The 17,348-nt window shown below is 71.1% G+C and carries 16 protein-coding genes; 3 read left to right on the plus strand and 13 right to left on the minus strand.

Annotation, left to right across the window (positions count from 1 at the left end; translation table 11 throughout):
- Positions 1–8: 8 nt before the first annotated feature.
- The 8 genes from ACZ4WQ_RS00510 to ACZ4WQ_RS00545 all read right to left on the minus strand — a co-directional run bounded on the left by ACZ4WQ_RS00510 (position 9) and on the right by ACZ4WQ_RS00545 (position 9,399).
- Positions 9–1,394, minus strand: coding sequence for a pectate lyase family protein (locus tag ACZ4WQ_RS00510; RefSeq protein ID WP_385339633.1), 1,386 nt, complete (start codon positions 1,392–1,394; stop codon positions 9–11).
- 71 nt (positions 1,395–1,465) lie between these two features.
- On the minus strand, positions 1,466–2,365 hold the full coding sequence (locus ACZ4WQ_RS00515) for a carbohydrate ABC transporter permease (protein ID WP_385339630.1): 900 nt from the start codon (positions 2,363–2,365) through the stop codon (positions 1,466–1,468).
- Complete coding sequence (locus ACZ4WQ_RS00520) at positions 2,362–3,288, minus strand: carbohydrate ABC transporter permease (RefSeq protein WP_468021889.1); 927 nt, start codon at positions 3,286–3,288, stop codon at positions 2,362–2,364. Before ACZ4WQ_RS00520 ends, ACZ4WQ_RS00515 begins: the two co-directional genes overlap by 4 nt.
- Before the next feature lie 101 nt (positions 3,289–3,389).
- Positions 3,390–5,195 (minus strand): L-arabinonate dehydratase, encoded by a 1,806-nt coding sequence (gene araD / locus ACZ4WQ_RS00525; protein WP_468021890.1) that lies wholly within the window; start codon positions 5,193–5,195, stop codon positions 3,390–3,392.
- Positions 5,192–6,094 carry a dihydrodipicolinate synthase family protein gene (locus tag ACZ4WQ_RS00530; protein ID WP_468021891.1) on the minus strand — a complete coding sequence of 301 codons (903 nt, stop codon included), beginning with the start codon at positions 6,092–6,094 and terminating at the stop codon, positions 5,192–5,194. The genes araD and ACZ4WQ_RS00530 overlap by 4 nt, the downstream gene beginning before the upstream one ends.
- 145 nt (positions 6,095–6,239) lie before the next feature.
- Positions 6,240–6,971: a GntR family transcriptional regulator gene (locus ACZ4WQ_RS00535; protein ID WP_468021892.1), complete on the minus strand. Its 732-nt coding sequence runs from the start codon at positions 6,969–6,971 to the stop codon at positions 6,240–6,242.
- Between the two features lie 135 nt (positions 6,972–7,106).
- Positions 7,107–8,375, minus strand: coding sequence for a hypothetical protein (locus ACZ4WQ_RS00540; RefSeq protein ID WP_385339619.1), 1,269 nt, complete (start codon positions 8,373–8,375; stop codon positions 7,107–7,109).
- 22 nt (positions 8,376–8,397) lie between these two features.
- A complete protein-coding gene (locus tag ACZ4WQ_RS00545; RefSeq protein WP_468021893.1) occupies positions 8,398–9,399 on the minus strand; it encodes a 5-dehydro-4-deoxyglucarate dehydratase in 1,002 nt (333 codons plus the stop codon).
- Positions 9,400–9,633: 234 nt separating this feature from the next.
- On the opposite strand from ACZ4WQ_RS00545, the gene ACZ4WQ_RS00550 reads away from it, so the two are divergent.
- Positions 9,634–10,458 carry an NAD-dependent epimerase/dehydratase family protein gene (locus ACZ4WQ_RS00550; protein ID WP_311724962.1) on the plus strand — a complete coding sequence of 275 codons (825 nt, stop codon included), beginning with the start codon at positions 9,634–9,636 and terminating at the stop codon, positions 10,456–10,458.
- 351 nt (positions 10,459–10,809) lie between these two features.
- On the plus strand, positions 10,810–11,031 hold the full coding sequence (locus tag ACZ4WQ_RS00555) for a hypothetical protein (RefSeq protein ID WP_311724960.1): 222 nt from the start codon (positions 10,810–10,812) through the stop codon (positions 11,029–11,031).
- A gap of 29 nt (positions 11,032–11,060) precedes the next feature.
- Here ACZ4WQ_RS00555 and ACZ4WQ_RS00560 read toward each other — a convergent pair whose 3' ends face one another.
- Both ACZ4WQ_RS00560 and ACZ4WQ_RS00565 read right to left on the minus strand, forming a co-directional pair.
- Positions 11,061–12,299, minus strand: a complete 1,239-nt coding sequence (locus ACZ4WQ_RS00560; protein ID WP_468022089.1) for an MFS transporter — start codon at positions 12,297–12,299, stop codon at positions 11,061–11,063.
- A 174-nt stretch (positions 12,300–12,473) separates the two neighbouring features.
- Complete coding sequence (locus ACZ4WQ_RS00565) at positions 12,474–13,421, minus strand: LysR family transcriptional regulator (RefSeq protein WP_468021894.1); 948 nt, start codon at positions 13,419–13,421, stop codon at positions 12,474–12,476.
- Positions 13,422–13,603: 182 nt separating this feature from the next.
- On the opposite strand from ACZ4WQ_RS00565, the gene ACZ4WQ_RS00570 reads away from it, so the two are divergent.
- Entirely contained in the window at positions 13,604–14,380 is a 777-nt protein-coding gene (locus ACZ4WQ_RS00570) for an SDR family NAD(P)-dependent oxidoreductase (RefSeq protein WP_398370346.1), read from the plus strand.
- Between the two features lie 102 nt (positions 14,381–14,482).
- Here the strand turns inward: ACZ4WQ_RS00570 and ACZ4WQ_RS00575 are convergent, their stop codons facing one another.
- The 3 genes from ACZ4WQ_RS00575 to ACZ4WQ_RS00585 form a co-directional block, all read right to left on the minus strand.
- Complete coding sequence (locus ACZ4WQ_RS00575; RefSeq protein WP_398370344.1) at positions 14,483–15,472, minus strand: threonine/serine dehydratase; 990 nt, start codon at positions 15,470–15,472, stop codon at positions 14,483–14,485.
- Between the two features lie 79 nt (positions 15,473–15,551).
- Positions 15,552–16,202 carry a DJ-1/PfpI family protein gene (locus tag ACZ4WQ_RS00580; protein WP_361183676.1) on the minus strand — a complete coding sequence of 217 codons (651 nt, stop codon included), beginning with the start codon at positions 16,200–16,202 and terminating at the stop codon, positions 15,552–15,554.
- A 74-nt stretch (positions 16,203–16,276) separates the two neighbouring features.
- Positions 16,277–17,344 (minus strand): alpha/beta hydrolase, encoded by a 1,068-nt coding sequence (locus ACZ4WQ_RS00585; protein WP_398370342.1) that lies wholly within the window; start codon positions 17,342–17,344, stop codon positions 16,277–16,279.
- Between the last annotated feature and the right edge of the window lie 4 nt (positions 17,345–17,348).

Here is a 17,348-nt window from a genome sequence, read left to right on the forward strand (position 1 = left end):
GTCGCCTCTCACCCGATCCGTCCGGCGCCCGCGCCGCGCGCCACGTCCCGGGCCGCCTTCGCGGCGCTGTCGATCCGGCCGTGCAGGGCGGGGGTCCAGCCCACGTCGGGGTCAAGGTCTCGCTCGCTGCCGGAGTTGTACGAGTTGTAGATGGCCAGCAGGTCGACGGGGTAGCCGTTGAACTCGCTGCCCTTCTGGTGCAGGGCGCTGCCGTTCCAGCTCTTGACCAGGTCGGCGGCCTCGACATGGCCGGGCGTGGTGAACGCGTTGTTCTCGGCGTGGATCCGCGACTCGGTGGACACGCCCCACGAGTAGCGGTAGTCGGTGCCCTCGGGGACCTGGTAGGCGTTGTTGTACACGTGCACCTGGCCGAAGCGGACCCGCGGGGCGCGCTGCACGACGCCCTTGAAGCTGTTGTGGTGGAGGGTCACGCGCAGCTTGCCGCGGTCCGTGGTGACGTTGTCGCCGTTGCCGATGAGCATGGCCTTGTCGTGGTCGGCGAACCGGCTCCAGGAGACGGTCACCAGGTCGGAGCCGTTGGTGATGTCCAGCAGTCCGTCGTGGCGCAGGTAGTTGCGGCCGAAGTAGGTGGGCTCGGCGGCGTCGGGGTGTCCCTTGTCGCTGAGGGTGACATGGTCGACCCAGACGTGGGTCGCGCCGCGCAGCCAGATGGTGTCGTACGCGGTCTTCCAGTCTCCGAGGCCGCCGGTGTTGGGCTGCCAGACCGGGAAGCAGTCGTAGGCGTCGCGCAGTTCGAGATTGCGGATGATGACGTTGGAGGCGTCCTTGACCTGGAGGCTCGCGCCCTTGAGGACGGCGTCCCGGCCGAGGCCGACGATGGTGGTGTTGGAGCCGACGGCCAGCTCGACCCGCTCGGCCTGGCGCGCGGCGGAGGCGGCGCGGGCCTCCTCCTGCGGCCCGGAGGGCTTCTGGCCGCCCCAGCTCCTGGGGTCGTAGGCGGCGAGGTACTTCTCGGTGGTGTAGCCGTCGGTGGCGTAGTCCGCGCAGCTCAGCGGGCGCCCCTGGGCGTCGGTGTTGGCGTCGATGACCCCCCGGACGTAGATGATCTTCGGTACGGGGCTGCCGCCGTCGAGCGCGGCGGCGAGCTGCGCCCGGGTCCGTACGGTGAACACCTGCGCGTCGTCGGCCGCGACGCCGCCGGTGGTCCCGGCGCCCTCCGCCGCCCAGCCGTCGTCCGCCCCGAGCACCTCGCGCCCGAGGTCACGGCCGAGGTCGCGGCCGGGGGCGGGCGGCTCGGCCTGTGCGCCGGCCGGCAGGGCCAACCCGACCAGCCCGACGGCCGCCAGGGCCGCGATGCCGAGCCGGGTCCACCCCGAGCGCGCCGCGCGCGATATCGCTGGAACCCCCCGTCCCTGGGGGTGCGCCATGCCCATCTTCGGACCTCCTTGTCCGCGAGAGTCGTACTCCGATCGGCCGCGGCCCGGCTGGGCGGCGGAGTTTCGGCCTAGCCCTTGACCGCGCCCGCGCTGAAGCCGGTGATCAGCCACTTCTGGATGAAGGCGAACACGATGACGACCGGGACGGCCGCGATCACACCGCCCGCCGCCAGGGCGCCCAGGTCGACGCTGTCCGCCCCGATGAGCGTGTTGAGGCCGACCGGGATGGTCTGCTTGTCCTGGGAGCTGAGGAACATCAGGGCGAACAGGAAGTGGTTCCAGCTGTGGACGAAGGCGAAGGAGCCCACCGCGATCAGCCCGGGCCGCAGCAGCGGCAGCACCACCGCGCAGAAGGCGCGGAAGCGGCCGCAGCCGTCCACCCATGCCTGTTCCTCCAGGGACACCGGCACATTCCTGATGAAGCCGCTGATGAGGATCATGGACAGCGGCAGTTGGAAGACCGTCTCCGCGATGACCACACTCCCCAGTGAGTTGATCATCTGAAGGTTCTTGAAGATCTCGAAGAGCGGGACCAGCATCAGCGCGCCAGGAATGAACTGCGAGGCCAGCAGCGCCAGCATGAACGCCTTTTTGATCTTGAACTCGAAGCGCGCCAGCGCGTAGCCGCCGGCCAGGGCGACCGCCGTGGTCATCACCAGCGAGCAGACTCCGACGATCATGCTGTTCTGGAAGAAGATGCCGAAGCTTCGCTCGTTCCAGACCTTGGCGAAGTGCTCGCCCGTCATCGGCCACGGCACCAGCGAGGTGGAGCCCGCCGGGCGCAGGGCGAACAGCAGCATCCAGTAGAACGGGATCAGGGTGAAGAGCAGATACAGGGCCAGCGGCAGATAGATCTGCCAGCGCGGCACGCCCTGGTCGATCCCGCGCCCGCGCTTCCTGCCCTTGCCCGTGTCCGGAAGGGCTTCGGGGGCGGGGGCGAGGCCCTTCTCCGCGAGTGCGGTGGTCACTTGTTGTCGCCTCCGAACTTGCTCAGGCGCAGATAGAGGATCGAGCAGAAGAGAAGGATCACGAAGGCGACGGTGGTCAGCGCGGAGGCGTAGCCGAAGTCGTGCCCCTCGATACCGGTGTTGGCGACGTACAGCGGGAGGGTGGTGGTCTGCCCGGCCGGGCCGCCGCCGGTGAGGGTGTAGAGCAGGTCGACGTTGTTGAACTCCCACACCCCGCGCAGCAGCGTGGAGAGGATGATCGCGTCCTTCAGATGCGGCAGGGTGATGTGCAGGAACTGCCGTGCCCGCCCCGCGCCGTCGACCGAGGCCGCCTCGTACAGGTCCTTCGGGATGGACTGGAGGTCGGCCAGGATGAGGATGGCGAAGAACGGCACGCCGCGCCACAGTTCGGCGAGGACGGCCGCCCAGAAGACGGTGCCGGTGTCGGAGAGCACCGAGGTGCCGTAGCTGCCGATCCCCGCGTCCGCGAGGTAGCGGCTGATGCCGGTGGACGGGTTGTAGAGCAGCATCCAGATGGTGGTGGTCAGCACCCCGGAGACGGCCCAGGGCGAGAAGACCAGGGCGCGGGCGATGCCGCGGCCGATGAAGGTCTGGTTGACCAGCAGGGCGAGCGCGAGGCCGAGGACCAGCTGCAACAGCACCTCGGTGACGACCCATTTGCCGCTGAAGGCGAGGGCGTCCCAGAACTGCGGGTCGTCGGTGAAGATCTTGGTGAAGTTGTCCAGGCCCGCGTAGCCGTTCCGCCAGGGCTTGGTGACGTTGTAGTTCTGAAGGCTGTAGTAGAGGACGCTGAACATCGGGTAGGCGATGAAGCCCAGCATCAACAGCCCGGCGGGGGCGATCAGCAGATACGGGAGGCGGCGGGTGGAGCCTCCGGTTCGGCGCCGGGTGACCCGGGGCGGTTTCGCCACGGCGTCGGCCATGACTGCTTCTCCGTTCTCAGGGGTGCACGGTCGGGCGGGTGAAGCGCTTACCGAATGTCGTTCGGTATGTCGTGCAAAAAAACAGCTGTTCAGAAGGGGTGTCAGCCTGCGTATGGCTCGGGGTCCGCGCCGGGGGCGGCGAGGAAGCGGAAGTCGCAGCCGGTGTCGGCCTGGGTCATCTGTTCCTGGTACAGCGCGCCGTAGCCGCGGGTGTACCGGGGCGGCGGCGGTGTCCAGGCCGCCCGGCGCCGCTCCAGCTCGGCGTCGTCGACCTCCAGGCGCAGCGTGCGCGCCCCGACGTCGAGGGTGATCAGGTCGCCCGTGCGGACGAGGGCGAGCGGCCCGCCGACGTACGACTCGGGCGCGATGTGCAGCACACAGGCGCCGTAACTGGTCCCGCTCATCCGCGCGTCGGAGATGCGGACCATGTCCCGCACCCCCTTCTTGAGGAGGTGGTCGGGGATCGGCAGCATGCCGTACTCGGGCATGCCGGGGCCGCCGAGCGGGCCGGCGTTGCGCAGCACCAGCACGCTGTCCTCGGTGATGCCGAGTTCGGGGTCGTTGATGGTGGCCTGCATCGTCTTGTAGTCATCGAAGACGACGGCGGGGCCGGTGTGCTTGAGCAGGTGCTGCTCGCAGGCGATGTGCTTGATGACCGCGCCGTCCGGGCACAGATTGCCGCGCAGCACCGCCACCCCGCCCTCGTTCGCCCGCGGGTTGTCCAGCGGCCGGATGACCTCGGGGTTGTGCACGAGGGCGCCGTCGAGCTGTTCGCGCAGGCTGGTGTGGGCGACGGTCGGGCGGTCCAGGTGCAGGACGTCCTTCATCTCGGTCAACCGGCCGAGGAAGCCGGGCAGGCCGCCCGCGAAGTGGAAGTCCTCCATCAGGAAGCGGCCGCCGGGGCGGAGGTCCGCGAGCACCGGGACGGTGCGGGCGATCCGGTCGAAGTCGTCGAGCGTGAGCCGCACCCCGGACCGCCCGGCCATGGCGATCAGGTGGATCACGGCGTTGGTGGAGCCGCCGAGGGCGAGGACGGTGGCGACCGCGTCCTCGTACGCCTCAGGGGTGAGGATCCTGGAGAGCCTGAGGTCCTGCCAGACCAGTTCGACGACGCGCAGCCCCGAGGCCGCGGCCATCCGTTCGTGCCCGGAGTCGACGGCCGGGATGGAGGAGGCGCCGGGGACGGTCACGCCCAGCACCTCGGCGGCGGCCGTCAGCGTCGAGGCGGTGCCCATCGTCATGCAGTGGCCGGGCGAGCGGGCCAGTCCGCTCTCCAGCTCGGACATCTCGCAGTCGCCGATGAGCCCGGCCCGCTTGTCGTCCCAGTACTTCCACATGTCGGTGCCCGAGCCCAGCACCTCGTTGCGCCAGTGGCCCGGCAGCATGGGCCCGGCCGGCACGAAGACGGTCGGCAGGTCGGCGGTGGCGGCCCCCATCAGCAGCGCGGGGGTGCTCTTGTCGCAGCCGCCCATGAGGACCGCGCCGTCCACCGGGTAGGAGCGCAGCAGCTCCTCGGTCTCCATGGCGAGGAGGTTGCGGTAGAGCATGGGGGTCGGCTTCTGGAAGGTCTCCGAGAGCGTCGACACCGGGAACTCCAGCGGGAAGCCGCCGGCCTGCCACACCCCGCGCTTGACCGCCTGCGCGCGGTCGCGCAGATGGACGTGGCAGGGGTTGATGTCGCTCCAGGTGTTGAGGATCGCGATGACCGGCTTGCCCAGGTGCTCCTCGGGGAGGAAGCCGAGCTGGCGGGTGCGGGCGCGGTGGCTGAAGGAGCGCAGGCCGCCGGTGCCGTACCACTGGTGGCTGCGCAGCTCCTCGGGCGTCTTTCTCCGGGGAGTCCCGGGGCTCGCGGGGGCCTCGGGAGTCTGCGGGGCCTCGGGAGTCTGTGGGGTCGCGGAGGGCGTCATATCCCCCACCCCTGGACGAGCGCGGCGACCTCGGCGCGCTGCGGCTCGGGCAGCGGGCTGCTGGGCGGGCGGATGTCGCGGCGGCACAGGCCGAGCGCGGCAAGCGCTTCCTTGACGACGCTGACGTTGTTCGCCGACTGATGGGCGGCGCGCAGGTCTTCGAACGGCCGGATCTGCTCCCACACCTTCATCGCGCCCGCGTAGTCCCCGGCGCGCAGCGCGCCCAGCATGTCGAGCGAGACCTTCGGGGCGACGTTGACCAGACCGGAGGTGAAGCCGGTGGCGCCGACGGCCCAGTACGAGGGCGCGTACAGCTCGGCGAGCCCGGCCACCCACACGAACCGGTCGAGCCCCGCGTCGCGGGCGACGGCGGCGAAGCGGGCGGCGTCCGGCACCGCGTACTTGACGCCGATGACGTTGGGGCAGGCCTCGCCGAGCCGGGCGACGGCGGCGCCCTCGATCAGCGGGTTGCGCAGATACGGCACCACGCCCAGCTCGGGGACGGCCTCGGCGATGGCGCGGTGGTAGTCGACCCAGCCGTCCTGGGAGACGTACGGGTGCACGGGCTGGTGCACCATCACCATCCCGGCGCCCGCCTCGCGGGCGTGCCGGGCGGCCTCGACCGCGGTGGCCACGTCGTGGCCGACGCCGACGAGGACGGCGGCCCGGTCGCCGCTCTCCTCCACCGTCAGCTCGGTGACTAAGCGGCGCTCGGCGAGGGTGAGGGCGTAGAACTCGCCGGTGTTGCCGTTGGGAGTGACGGCCTTGACCCCGCCGTCCAGGAGCCTGCGCAGCAGTGCGCGGTAGGTGTCCTGCTCCACGGCGCCCTCGGCGTCGTACGGAGTCACCGGGATCGCCACGACGTCTGCGAGCGCCGCCCTCAGTGGTGAGTAGTCCATACGGTGCCTATCCCTTCTGGTCGAGCCGGTACGGCTGGTCGGGCCGGTGGCCGGTTGGGCCTGCTGGGCTGGGGACGGTGGCGGGTGGGGGTGAGGCGCGTGGGCGCGTGCGGGACCGTCCCCTCATCGCACGCGCCCACGCGGTCTAGGGGGCCGCCTCGGCGGCCCGGGTGGCGCCCGGGGCCGCCGGGGTTCCCGGAGCTTCCTGGACTCCCGGCGTTTCCGGGACTCTCGGCGTTTCCGGGACTCCCGGGAACGCGCGCCGGACGAAGGAGGCGATGTGGTCGTGCAGGGCGGCGGCCGCGCCGTCCGCGTCGCCGTCGAGCGCGCGGGCCAGGATCTCGCGGTGCTCGTCCGCCTCCCGCTCCCAGGACGGGACGGCCTGCCAGGCGATGGCGGAGACGAGGGCGGCCTGGTCGCGCAGCTCGTCGAGCATCCCGGCCAGCAGCGGGTTGCCGCAGGGCAGATACAGCGCGCGGTGGAAGTCGCGGTTGGCCAGCGACCGCCCGGCCGGGTCGGCCGCGGCGGCGGAGCGCTCCAGGGCCGCGCTCGCGCCGGCCAGGTCGGCGCGGGTGGTGACGGTGCGGCGCAGCGCCTCGGGCTCCAGCAGCAGGCGCACGTCGTAGACGGCGTGGGCCATGGCGGTGTCGACGGTACGTACGGTCGCGCCCTTGTACTCGCTCATCACGACGAGCCCGCGGCCGGCAAGGGTCTTGAGGGCCTCGCGGACCGGGGTCTTGGACACGCCGAACTGCGCGGCCAGCTCGGTCTCGACGAGGGGCTGGCCGGGCCGCAGCTGTCCGGTGAGGATGGCGTGCTTGACCGCCTCCAGCACATATTGCGTACGGGAGGGGATCGGGCTCGGCGCAATGTCCATGGGGCTCTCAGATCTCACATATCGCGTCTCATATATGACGTACGAAGTACGACGCGATGAAATTAGGACCGCTCCAAAGCTTCGTCAATGCTTCTGACAGAAAACCCGGGGCGGCCCTTGAGATTTGACCGAGCGTCAGGGCAGCCGTGCGAGGGCGGCGCGCACCGCCGCGAGATCCGCGTCGGAGGCCAGTCCTGCGTGGTAGAGACGGATTTCGTTCGCGCCGAGCCCGATCGCGTGCGTGGCGTCGGATTCGAGCGTGGCGGGGCTGCCGCCCATGCCGGTGACGACGGTGAAGTTCGCCGCCAGGGTGGTGCGCTCGGTCGCGTGCGGGGCGAAGGGGGTCAGCACATCGGCCCGCGCCGCGTCGTTCCCGGTGCAGGGCAGCACGACGCCGTCGGCGTGGCTGAGGATGCCGGCCGGGTCCACCCCGACGTTGGCGCCGAAGCGGTGGGGCGCCGGGTCGGCGTGCAGCAGCACCCGGAACGCCCCGTCGGCCGCGTCCCGTACGGCCGCGACGGCGTCCCGCTGGATCTCGGCCGCGACCCGGTCGCGCCAGGTGGCGAACGTGGCCGCGTGGTCGGCGCCGAGCAGCTTCTCGACCTCGGCCCACTCGGCGGCCCGGTCGCCGCCGCCCTGGGCCGCCTCCTCGTGCTCCTCCGCCGGCCTCCGGGGCGCCTCAGCCCCTGTCGACGGTCGACCGTGCTCGGCCCTTTGGCCTGACCACACCGGTCGCAGGGCGCGCAGCACCGCCTGCCGCAGCTCGTCCGGGTCGGCGCCGAGCGAGGCGTAGCCCGCGCGGCAGCTGTCGCAGAAGCACAGCGACATCAGGTATTGGGCGGCGCCGCCGAGCGGCACCCCGCCGATCTTGTCGTGCGCGTGCAGGTGGGTGACCCCGTACCAGCCGCAGGACTCCAGCTCGGTGCCGCGGGTGCCGGGCCGCGCCGCCGCCTCGGCGGCCAGGTCGACCACGTACGAGCGCACCTCGGGGCGCGCGATACAGGGCGCCCAGGGGTAGCGGTCGCCGTAGGCGTTGCGCACGGAGGTGTGCGGCAGCTCGTCGCCCATGCGGGAGTTGTGCGCGAGGACCACCCAGGAGTGCACCTCGAGCCCGGCGTCCGCGAGGGCGCCGGCCGCCTCGCCGTACGGGTCGGCGCCGTCCACCCAGGACTGCTCGTACGGGCGCAGCGGGCGGCCCGCCCAGCGCCCCGGGTCCGGCGGGTAGAGGACGGCGGCGTGGCGGGCGGTGACGATGCGGTGGCGCGGGTGGCGCGGGGTCAGCGCGCGGGTGGAGTGGTACGCCGAGGCGAGGGTGACCTGCTGGACCCCGAGGTCGGCGATGCGGCGGGCGGCGTCGGGGTCGCCGACGACGTCCCAGGGGTAGACGAAGGCGGAGGCTTTCAACGCGGTTTCCCCCTCGGGGTCGTCAGGCTTCGGTGACGGTGACGGTGGTGGCGGCATCCCCGGGAACCAGGGCCAGTCCGCGCTCGATCAGCTCGGCCAGCTCCTTGAGGTGCTCGGGGCTGGGCTCGCACAGCGGCGAACGTACCTCACCGACGTCCAGCCCGCGCATCCGCACACCCGCCTTGACCAGCGAGACGGCGTAGCCGCGCCCCTGGTTGCGCAGCTCGACCAGCGGCCGGTAGAAGCCGTCCACCAGGGCGTTCGCCGTCGCGTCATCGCCCGTGAGCAGGGCCTTGTGGTAGGCGAGGGCGATCTCGGGGGCGAAGCAGAAGACCGCGGAGGAGTAGAGCAGCACGCCGATGCCGCGGTAGGCGAGGCCGGTGAGTTCGGCGGTGGGCAGCCCGTTGAAGTAGAGGAACTTCCCCTCGGGGTCGTCGGCGCGCACCGCGCTGACGATGCGCTGGAGCAGGTCCAGGTCGCCGAGGCCGTCCTTGAGCCCGATGACGCCGGGGACCTTGGACAGCTCGACCACGGTCTGCGGGGTGAAGACGACGTTGTCCCGCTGGTAGACGATGACGTCCAGGCCGGTGGCGCCCGCGAGCGCGGTGTAGTGCCGCAGCAGCCCCTCCTGGGAGGCGACGACCAGATACGGCGGCATGGCCAGCAGCCCGTCCGCCCCGGCCTCCTCGGCGAGCTTGGCGTACTGGATGGCGAGGGCGGTGCCGTACCCCGCCCCGGCGACCACCGGCACCCGCCCGTCGGCCACCTCGACGGCGGCGGCGACGGCGACGCGGTACTCCTCGGGGGTGAGCGCGTGGAACTCACCGGTGCCACAGCACGCGAAGACGGCGGCCGCCCCCGCCTCGATCCCGCCGCGCACATGCGCGCGATACGCGTCGAGGTCCAGGCCGCCGTCGGGCCCGTAGGCGGTCACGGGGAAGAACAGCAGTCCGTCGAGGCGCTCGGCGAGTGAGGCTGAGGCTGAGGTCACGGGCTCTCCCTGTCCTGTGCGCCGACGTGCCATCACCTCATCGGCGCGTACATGTTTCTGATCGTCATCTATATTCATGAACGCAGCCACGGTAGGACAGCCCGCCCGCGCCGGTCAAGGCAGCTGCACGCACGGAGAGTCGCCCGGAACACGCCCCCACCCCTCTCCCGCGACCCTTGACGCACCCCCGCCACCCTCCCTAGCGTGTCCATGTTCATGAACGGCATCTATGTATGAATTCCCGCCCTTAACGGAGGAGTTCCCCTCATGCCCGCTCCCCGCACCGTTCTCCTCACCGGCGCCGCCGGCGGCATGGGCACCCTGATGCGCGAGCTGCTGCCCGCGACCTACGGATACCGACTGCGCCTCTTCGATGTGATGCCCATCGAGGGCGAGCCGGACGCCATCACCGCGGACCTCGCCGACAAGGAAGCGCTGCGGGAGGCCGTGCAGGGGGTCGACGCGATCGTCCATCTCGCGGGCATCTCCCTGGAAGCCCCGTTCGAGAAGATCCTGCGGGCCAACATCGAGGGCACCTACAACCTCTACGAGGCGGCACGCGAGGCGGGCATCCGCCGCATCGTCTTCGCCTCCAGCAACCACGCCGTCGGCTTCACCCCCCGCCCGGCCACCACCCCCGTCCCCGCCGAATCCCTCATCCCCATCGACACCCCGCGCCGCCCGGACACCTTCTACGGCCTGTCGAAGTCCTTCGGCGAGGACCTGGCGTCCTTCTACTGGGACAAGCACGGCATCGAGACGGTCGCCATCCGCATCGGCTCCTGCTTCCCCGAGCCGACGTCCGTGCGCATGCTGTCGGTCTGGATGAGCCCGGCCGACGGCGCCCGCCTCCTCCACGCGGCCCTCACGGCGGAGGACGTCGGCTACACGGTGGTCTACGGCAGCTCGGCCAACACCCGCCTGTGGTGGGACCTCACCTCAGCCCGCGCGCTCGGCTACGAGCCGCAGGACGACTCGGAGCCGTACGCGGCGAAGCTCATCGCCGAGCAGGGCGAACTCGACCCCGACAACCCCGACCACGCTTACCTTGGCGGCCACTTCTGCACCAACCCGCCTATTTGGCCGCACTGAGGATGTTGCTTTGGGACTGAGAGCCTGCGTCTGAGGCATGCATGACAAGGCAGAAGCCGCTGCGTTACGAGGCTGGTCAGTGCAACTGCCAGCAGTACGTGGGACCGCAGCCTCTGTCGCAGGTGTTCGCGGAAGAACTGACAGATCTCGCGTGACCGGGATGGCGAGGCCGCGCCCTCCATGGCGTTGGGACCACTGATCGTGTGTTCCATGGGGATCCCGGTGGCCGCCACCGCGCGGAGATACCCGGCCCGGAACGGCCCGCCAAAATGAGCGGCAATCCACGCGCGCCCGCCGGCTCCCCGGCGGTACGGTCGAAGCCCCTCCGTCGGCCGAAAGGAGCGCGCCCCGATGCCCGCACCGTCCGGCTTCGCCTACCGACAGCGCGGCGACGGCAGCGTGGTCATCACCCACAACGGCCGGGCGGCGGCCACCCTGCGCGGCGCCCGCGCGGCGCAGTTCATCGGCGAGGCCGAGGCGGGCGATCCGCAGGAGGTGATGGCGCGCTGGACCGGCAACTACCGCAGGGGCAACGAGCGCACCGCCCGCGACCACCCGCGCAACCGCCACTGACCGGCGCGCGCAGGGTGCGTTGTCCGGCGTCATACCCGGCTGTCGCTGCGCGGGACGGTGGTCTCCACCGCGGGGCGAGGGCGGTCGCGTTCGGCCCACCGTACCGCCGGGCCCATCGCGTAACCGGCGCCGAGAAAGAGCCCGCCGAGCAGCAGCCAGCCGGGCAACCCCCAGGTCATGAGGAGCGTGGTGACCAGCAGCGGTCCGAGGGTGCGCGCCACGGCCACACCGGTGCCGAAGAAGCCTTGATACTGGCCCACCTGGTCGGACGGAGCCAGATCGAAGCCGATCTGCCAGGAGCCGGCGGACTGCTTCATCTCGCCGAAGACCTGGAGCAGCGCGGCGGTGACGAGGACCGCCGCGGTGGCCCACGCCGGGAGCCTGGCAGCCGACACGGCGAAGACCGCGCATGAGGCGAGCAGGATGACGCCCGCGCCGCGCACGGCTCGCGACGCCGAGCGCAGATCGGTGACCGCACGTGCCGTGCGGACCTGGAAGAGCATCACGGCAAGGGTGTTGAGGACGAAGAGCGCCGAAGCCAGCCAGGTCAGGTGGGGAGTGCGGGCGGCGATCCACAGTGGGATCGCGAGGCTGAGCAGGGGCAGCCGTAGCAACAGCACCGTATTGATGAGCGTGATGACGGCGTACGGCCGGTCGCGCAGCACCGCGAGTCGGGGCTCGTCGTTCATGCGCCGGTGAGTGTCCTTAACGGCGGGCAACCGCAGCAGGATCAGGGCGCAGACGAGGAAGCTGAGCGCGTCGACGACGAAGACGGCGAGGAAGGCCGTGCGGGTTCCGTTGTTCAGGACCAGACCGCCGAGGGCCGCGCCAATGGCCAGCCCCGCGTTGAGGGTCGACTGCATGTGTGCGAGCACTCCGGTGCGTTCGGCCGGATCGACGAGGCCCGCCAGCAGCGCCTGCCGGGCCGCCGCGAGTCCCGACTGGGCGGTTGCGTACAGGCTGGCCACGAGCAGGAACGGCACGAACGAGCGGATGACCAGGAAAGAAGCGACCATCACCGCGGTGGCGAGAGCGAGCAGCACCGCCATGGTGCGCGGTCCGCGCCGGTCGGCGAGATGGCCGAGCGGCACCCCGGCCAGGGAGCCGACAGCCCAGGCGATGGTCAGGCCGAGGCCGAGCCGAGCAGGCGACAGGCCGGCGACCTCGGTGAAGTACAGTGCCGAACAGGTGTAGTACACGCCGTCGCCGATGGAGTTGCTCAACTGGGCGGCAGCGAGAATCCGTGGCCCCCCTGGGGGCGGGATCATTCGTGTCGACACATCGATCCTTGAGGCAGGAGCCGCTCAGAAGCGCTCACCATCGCTGACCACGCCACGGTAGGCAGCAGACGCCCCAGGCATCAGGGACAATCACGGCCCAGGACAGTGGGCCACTTTGCGCGAGCTGTCCGCGGAGCCGCGCGGGTTGGAGCCGCATAGAGGTCAACGGTCAGGGCGGCCCCCCGATGCGGCCTGAGGTTCGGGCAGCCAGTCCCGGGCCGGGTCGTACTCCAGCCACCGGCTGCGCCCCGCCTCCGCCGCGAGGGCGCTCAGCAGCGCGGGCAGGTGAGGGGGTCCGCTGCCGCACCACAGCAGCGACCAGGCGTACAGCGGCGTGGGGTCGACCAGCGGAACGGACCGGATCCCCGGAATGTGCGGAAGCGGCACGTCGGCCGGTATCAGCGAGAAGCGGCGCGGGTCCGCGGCCAGGCCGGCGAGGAAACCGTCCAGCCCCAGGTTGGTGCCCTCGGCGTGGTCGCGGATGCCGAACCGCTCGGCGAAACGGTGCAGGAAGTCGAGCCGGTCCAGCGTCGCGGGGGCCCACAGCAGGCTGCCGCGCAGTTGCTCGGGCCGCAGTGCGGACGCGTCTGCCCGTGGATGGTCGGCGCTGAGAACGGCGTCCACCGGCTCCAGTCGTACCAGACGGTGTGTCAGCCCTGCGGGCAGCGGTGGATGGACGCGGCCGAACGCGGCGTCGATGTCGCCGCGCAGCAGCGCCGCCGCCACCGACGGCAGATCACGGCCGTGTCCGAGCTCCAGCGGTGGTGCGTCGCTTCCCGCCGCCACCTGTGCCAGCGTCCGCATCGGTGCGTAGAGGTGGCCCCACACATCGACCCGCAGCGGCCGGTGTTCGTCCCGGGCCGCGGCCACGGCCCGGTCCGCGGCGGCCAGCGTCTGCCGGGCCGGTTCCAGGAAGCGGTGGCCGGCGCGGGTCAGCTCCACCCCCTGGCCGGTGCGCAGGAACAGCGCGGTGCCCAGCACGGACTCCAGGCGGGCGATCCGCTTGGACAGCGCCTGTTGTGAGATCGACAGCCCCGCGGCCGCCCGTCCGAAGTGCGACTCCTCGGCGGCGCGAAGGAAGGCGTGCACCTGCGCCAGATCGAGGTCCATGGCTCTCACCCTAGATGTCCCTCCCGGGAGGTGCGCGCCTCTTCTCCGAAGTTTAAGTTTGACTGCAACCAGGTTTCATGCAGACTGTAACTCGTCAGGAGACGACCACGTCGGCACATGCGCAACCACGTCGCTTTCCGGCGAGGCTCCCCCCGTCGTAGCGACAGGGAGAAAGAGGAACAATGAACCGGCGCGCGCTCGTCACAGCGGGAACTGGTGGAATCGGTCTGGAGACCGCGGTGGGCCTCGCCGCGGCCGGATACGCGGTGACCGTGGTCGGCCGCGATGCGGCGCGGGGCGGCAGCGCCGTCGAGCGCATCAACGCCGTCGGCACCGCCACGGAGGCCCGGTTCGTCACCGCCGATCTCGCATCCCTGTCGGAGGTACGGGATCTCGCCGACCGCGTGACGGCGGACGGTGCCCTGAGCGTGCTGGTCAACAATGTCGGAGCGATGTTCGACGACCGGCGCGTGACACCCGACGGCATCGAGGCGAGCTTCGCGCTCAACCATCTCAGCCCCTACCTGCTGACGGAGTTGCTGCTCCCCGCCCTGCGCGCCGGCGCTCCCAGCCGCGTCGTGAACGTCACCTCCGGCTCGGTCCGCATCCCCACCGGCCGCATCGACACCGCCGAGCAGCAGGGCGGGTACTACGGCCTCCACGCGTACGGCCGCGCAAAGCTCGCCAACCTCGCCTACACCCTGGACCTGGCGCAGCGCCTGAAGGGCGACGGCATCTCCGTGTTCGCCGCCGATCCCGGCGGCGCGGTCACCACCATGACCACCGGGACCATGTCCTCGTCCCGAGTTGTCGCCCCCTGGCTGCGGCCCTTCTGGCCGCTGGTCCACAAGGCCTTCCAGCGCACCACGTCCGGGACACCGGCGCAGGCCGCCCGCTCGTCGGTCGTCTCGGCACGGCGGCCAACTTCCGCACGCTCTTCACCCAACACTGCGGACTGACCCCGTCGGCATACCGCGGCATGTACTCCTGCGACGGTGCCGGACCGGCGGCGCCGGAGCAGCCGACGTCTCGTGGTCGTTGACGTTCCTCGATGGGCGCCGCTAGCGGGCCGCCGCCGGGGAAGCCGTGTGGTCCGTGCGTGCCGGGTCCGGGGCCAGCTCTCGCAGGAGGCCGGGGGAGAAATTGCCGCCGGTGAGGATCGTGGCCAGCGAAGCGACACCGAGGTCGTGGCGCAGTACGGCGGCGATGCCGACCGCGCCCGAGGGTTCCAGGATCAGGCCCAGGGTGTCCCGCACCAACCGCAGCGCCCGCCGGATGTCCTCCTCCTCGACGAGGAGGACCTCGTCGACGACCTCGCGCATCCAGGCCACCGCCGCGGGCACCGGCACCCGTACGGCGATGCCGTCCGCCATGGTGCGCACCGGTCCCGTGGCCTCGGGCATGCCGGTGCGCCAGCTCGTCGCCATGGCGGGGGCGCCCGCCGCGCACACCCCGATGATCCGGGTACGAGGTGAGCGGGCCTTCGTCCAGCAACCGATGCCGCTGATGAGTGCGCCGTTGCCGACCGGGACCACGATCGCGTCGAGACCGAGCGGGGCCAGTTCCACGGCGATGGTGCCGGCTCCCTCCGCGATGAGCGGCTCGTCGCCGTCCTCCACGAAGACGCTCTCCGGGCGGGTGCCGGCGTACGCCCGTGCCGCGTCCTTGGCGGCGTCGAAGTCGGCGCCCGACAGCACGACTTCGGCGCCCAGTTCCCGCATGCGCGCCACCTTGTTGGGGTTGGCGTCGTGGGCGGCGAACACCGTCACCGGGATACCGCGAGCCCGCCCGACATACGCCATGGCCTGGCCGAAGTTGCCGGCCGAGGCGCAGACGACATGCCCCGCGACCGCCACTTGCCGCAGAAAGAGGTCCGCTCCGCGGCCCTTGAAGGACCGGAGCGGGTTCAGTGTCTCCACCTTGACCACGATGTCCCGGCCGAGTGCGCGGGAGAGCGAGGGGTCCGAGAACTGGGGAGTGTGGAGGAAGGCGGGGGCGATGAGACGGGCGGCCTCGTCGATGCCGTCAGGAGACAAACTCGTTACGGTCATGACTCGTCCTAGGCCGGCACTCGGCGAGCCGGAGGCGTGGTCCCACACGTGGCGCCGCTGGCCGTCCGGGGCCGCGCCGTTACGTCAGGGAAACCGGGGCACCGGTGGCACTCCAGACCGTGCCGCGCCGTTCGTGCCGGATGAGTTCCGAGACGGCATGGGCAACGCGGGGTCCGACCTCGCGTTCGACCAGGTACAGCGCGAGGTCGATGCCGGAGGTGACGTTGCCGGAGCTGAGCAGGTTGCCGTCGTCGACCATACGGGCCTCCACCGGGACAGCCTTCGTTCCGGCGAGGTCCTGGCCCCGCTCGTGAGTGACCAGCGGCCGGCCGTCCGCCAGGCCCGCGTGGGCGAGGAGGAGGGAACCCCCGCAGACGGTGGCAACGGTCATGTCCGGGCGGGCCAGCGCCTCGCGCAGCCGGTCCGGCAGATCCGTGGACCCCGCCTGGCCGAGAATCCAGCCGATGCTGCCGGCGACGCCGGGATCCATCGAGAGGCTTCCCGCGGCGCCGGGGACGACGATCACGCTTTTCTTGTTCACGTCCACGGCGGAGGTCGCGGTGAGCTTGATCGACGGGAATCCACTGACCACGTCCCGTGCGCCTTCGGCACTGACGAACTCGGTGGACACCCCTCCGCCGGAGAACTCGCCTGCGGAGTGGAAGACTTCGAAGGGCCCAAGGACATCGAGGGGGTCGAAGCCGTCGAAGAGCGCGATCTGTACGTGCATGACACAAGTCCTTTGTCTCGTCATGGTCAGGAAGAGCAGTCGGTGAAACAGCGCCGGAGGTAAAGGGGAACCGGTCAGCGCAGCATCCGGCGCAGCGCATGAGCGCTTGCGGTGACGGCCTGGTTGAACCGGGGGCCGAGATGGACGAATGGCAGGAAGCCGTGCGGCAGGTCCGCTTCGCGGACGGCTGTGACCGGGACACCCGCGGAGCGAAGCTTGCCGGCGTAGGACTCACCTTCATCACGCAGCGGATCGAATCCCGCCGTGACGAGGTGCGCCGGCGGCGTGTCCGGGGCGACCTCGCCGTAGACGACCGACACCCGCGGATCCGTACGGTCCACTCCGGGGCGAAGGTAGTGGTCCTGGAACCAGCGGATGTCGTCGTCGGTCAGCAGGAATCCCTTGCCGTACGTGTCCCGGGACGGGTGACGAGTGGCCAGGTCGGTGGCGGGATACAGCAACCACTGCCCCGCCGGGACGGGGCCGTGCCCCCGCCCGGCGGCACGACGGGCGGCCACCGCGGCGAGCGTGGCCCCCGCGCTGTCCCCACCGACCACGATCCGGTTCGGGTCGATGCCGAATTCCTCGGCCCGCGAAACGGTGTCGTCGAATGCCGCCAGTGCATCGTCCACCGCGGCGGGGAACGGGTCCTCGGGGGCGAGCCGGTAGTCCACCGACAGCACTCGGTGGCCTGAGTGTTCGGCGAGAAAGCATCCCACGTGGTCGTATCCGGCGCGGCTGCCGAGCACCCAGCCTCCGCCGTGGAAGAACACCAGCGCACCCGACGTTCCGGGGCAGGACGCGGGTTCGTACAAGGTTGCCTCCAGAGCGTTCTGCCCGCCCTTCAGGCACACCTCGGACACCGTCACCGCCTGCGTCGGCCGCCGGCCGGCACGGAGCATCGGCGCGTTGCGCTCCAGCGCCGCGCGGGACACCTCCGGTGAGTCCTCGACCACCAGAGCCGACTCCTTGTCGCCGAGGGAGCGGATCAGCAAGCGGGCGTCGACGGCCAGTGCTTCACCATCCACGGTGATCTCCGGGCCCGCCAGCGCCGACCGCACCCGATCCGGCAGGCGGCCCAGCAGCCCGACCATCACCTCCTGTGCCCGCACCCCCATCGGCACCGAGGTATCCCTGGCCATGTCG

The sequence above is a fragment of the Streptomyces sp. NPDC028305 genome (genome assembly GCF_055569495.1).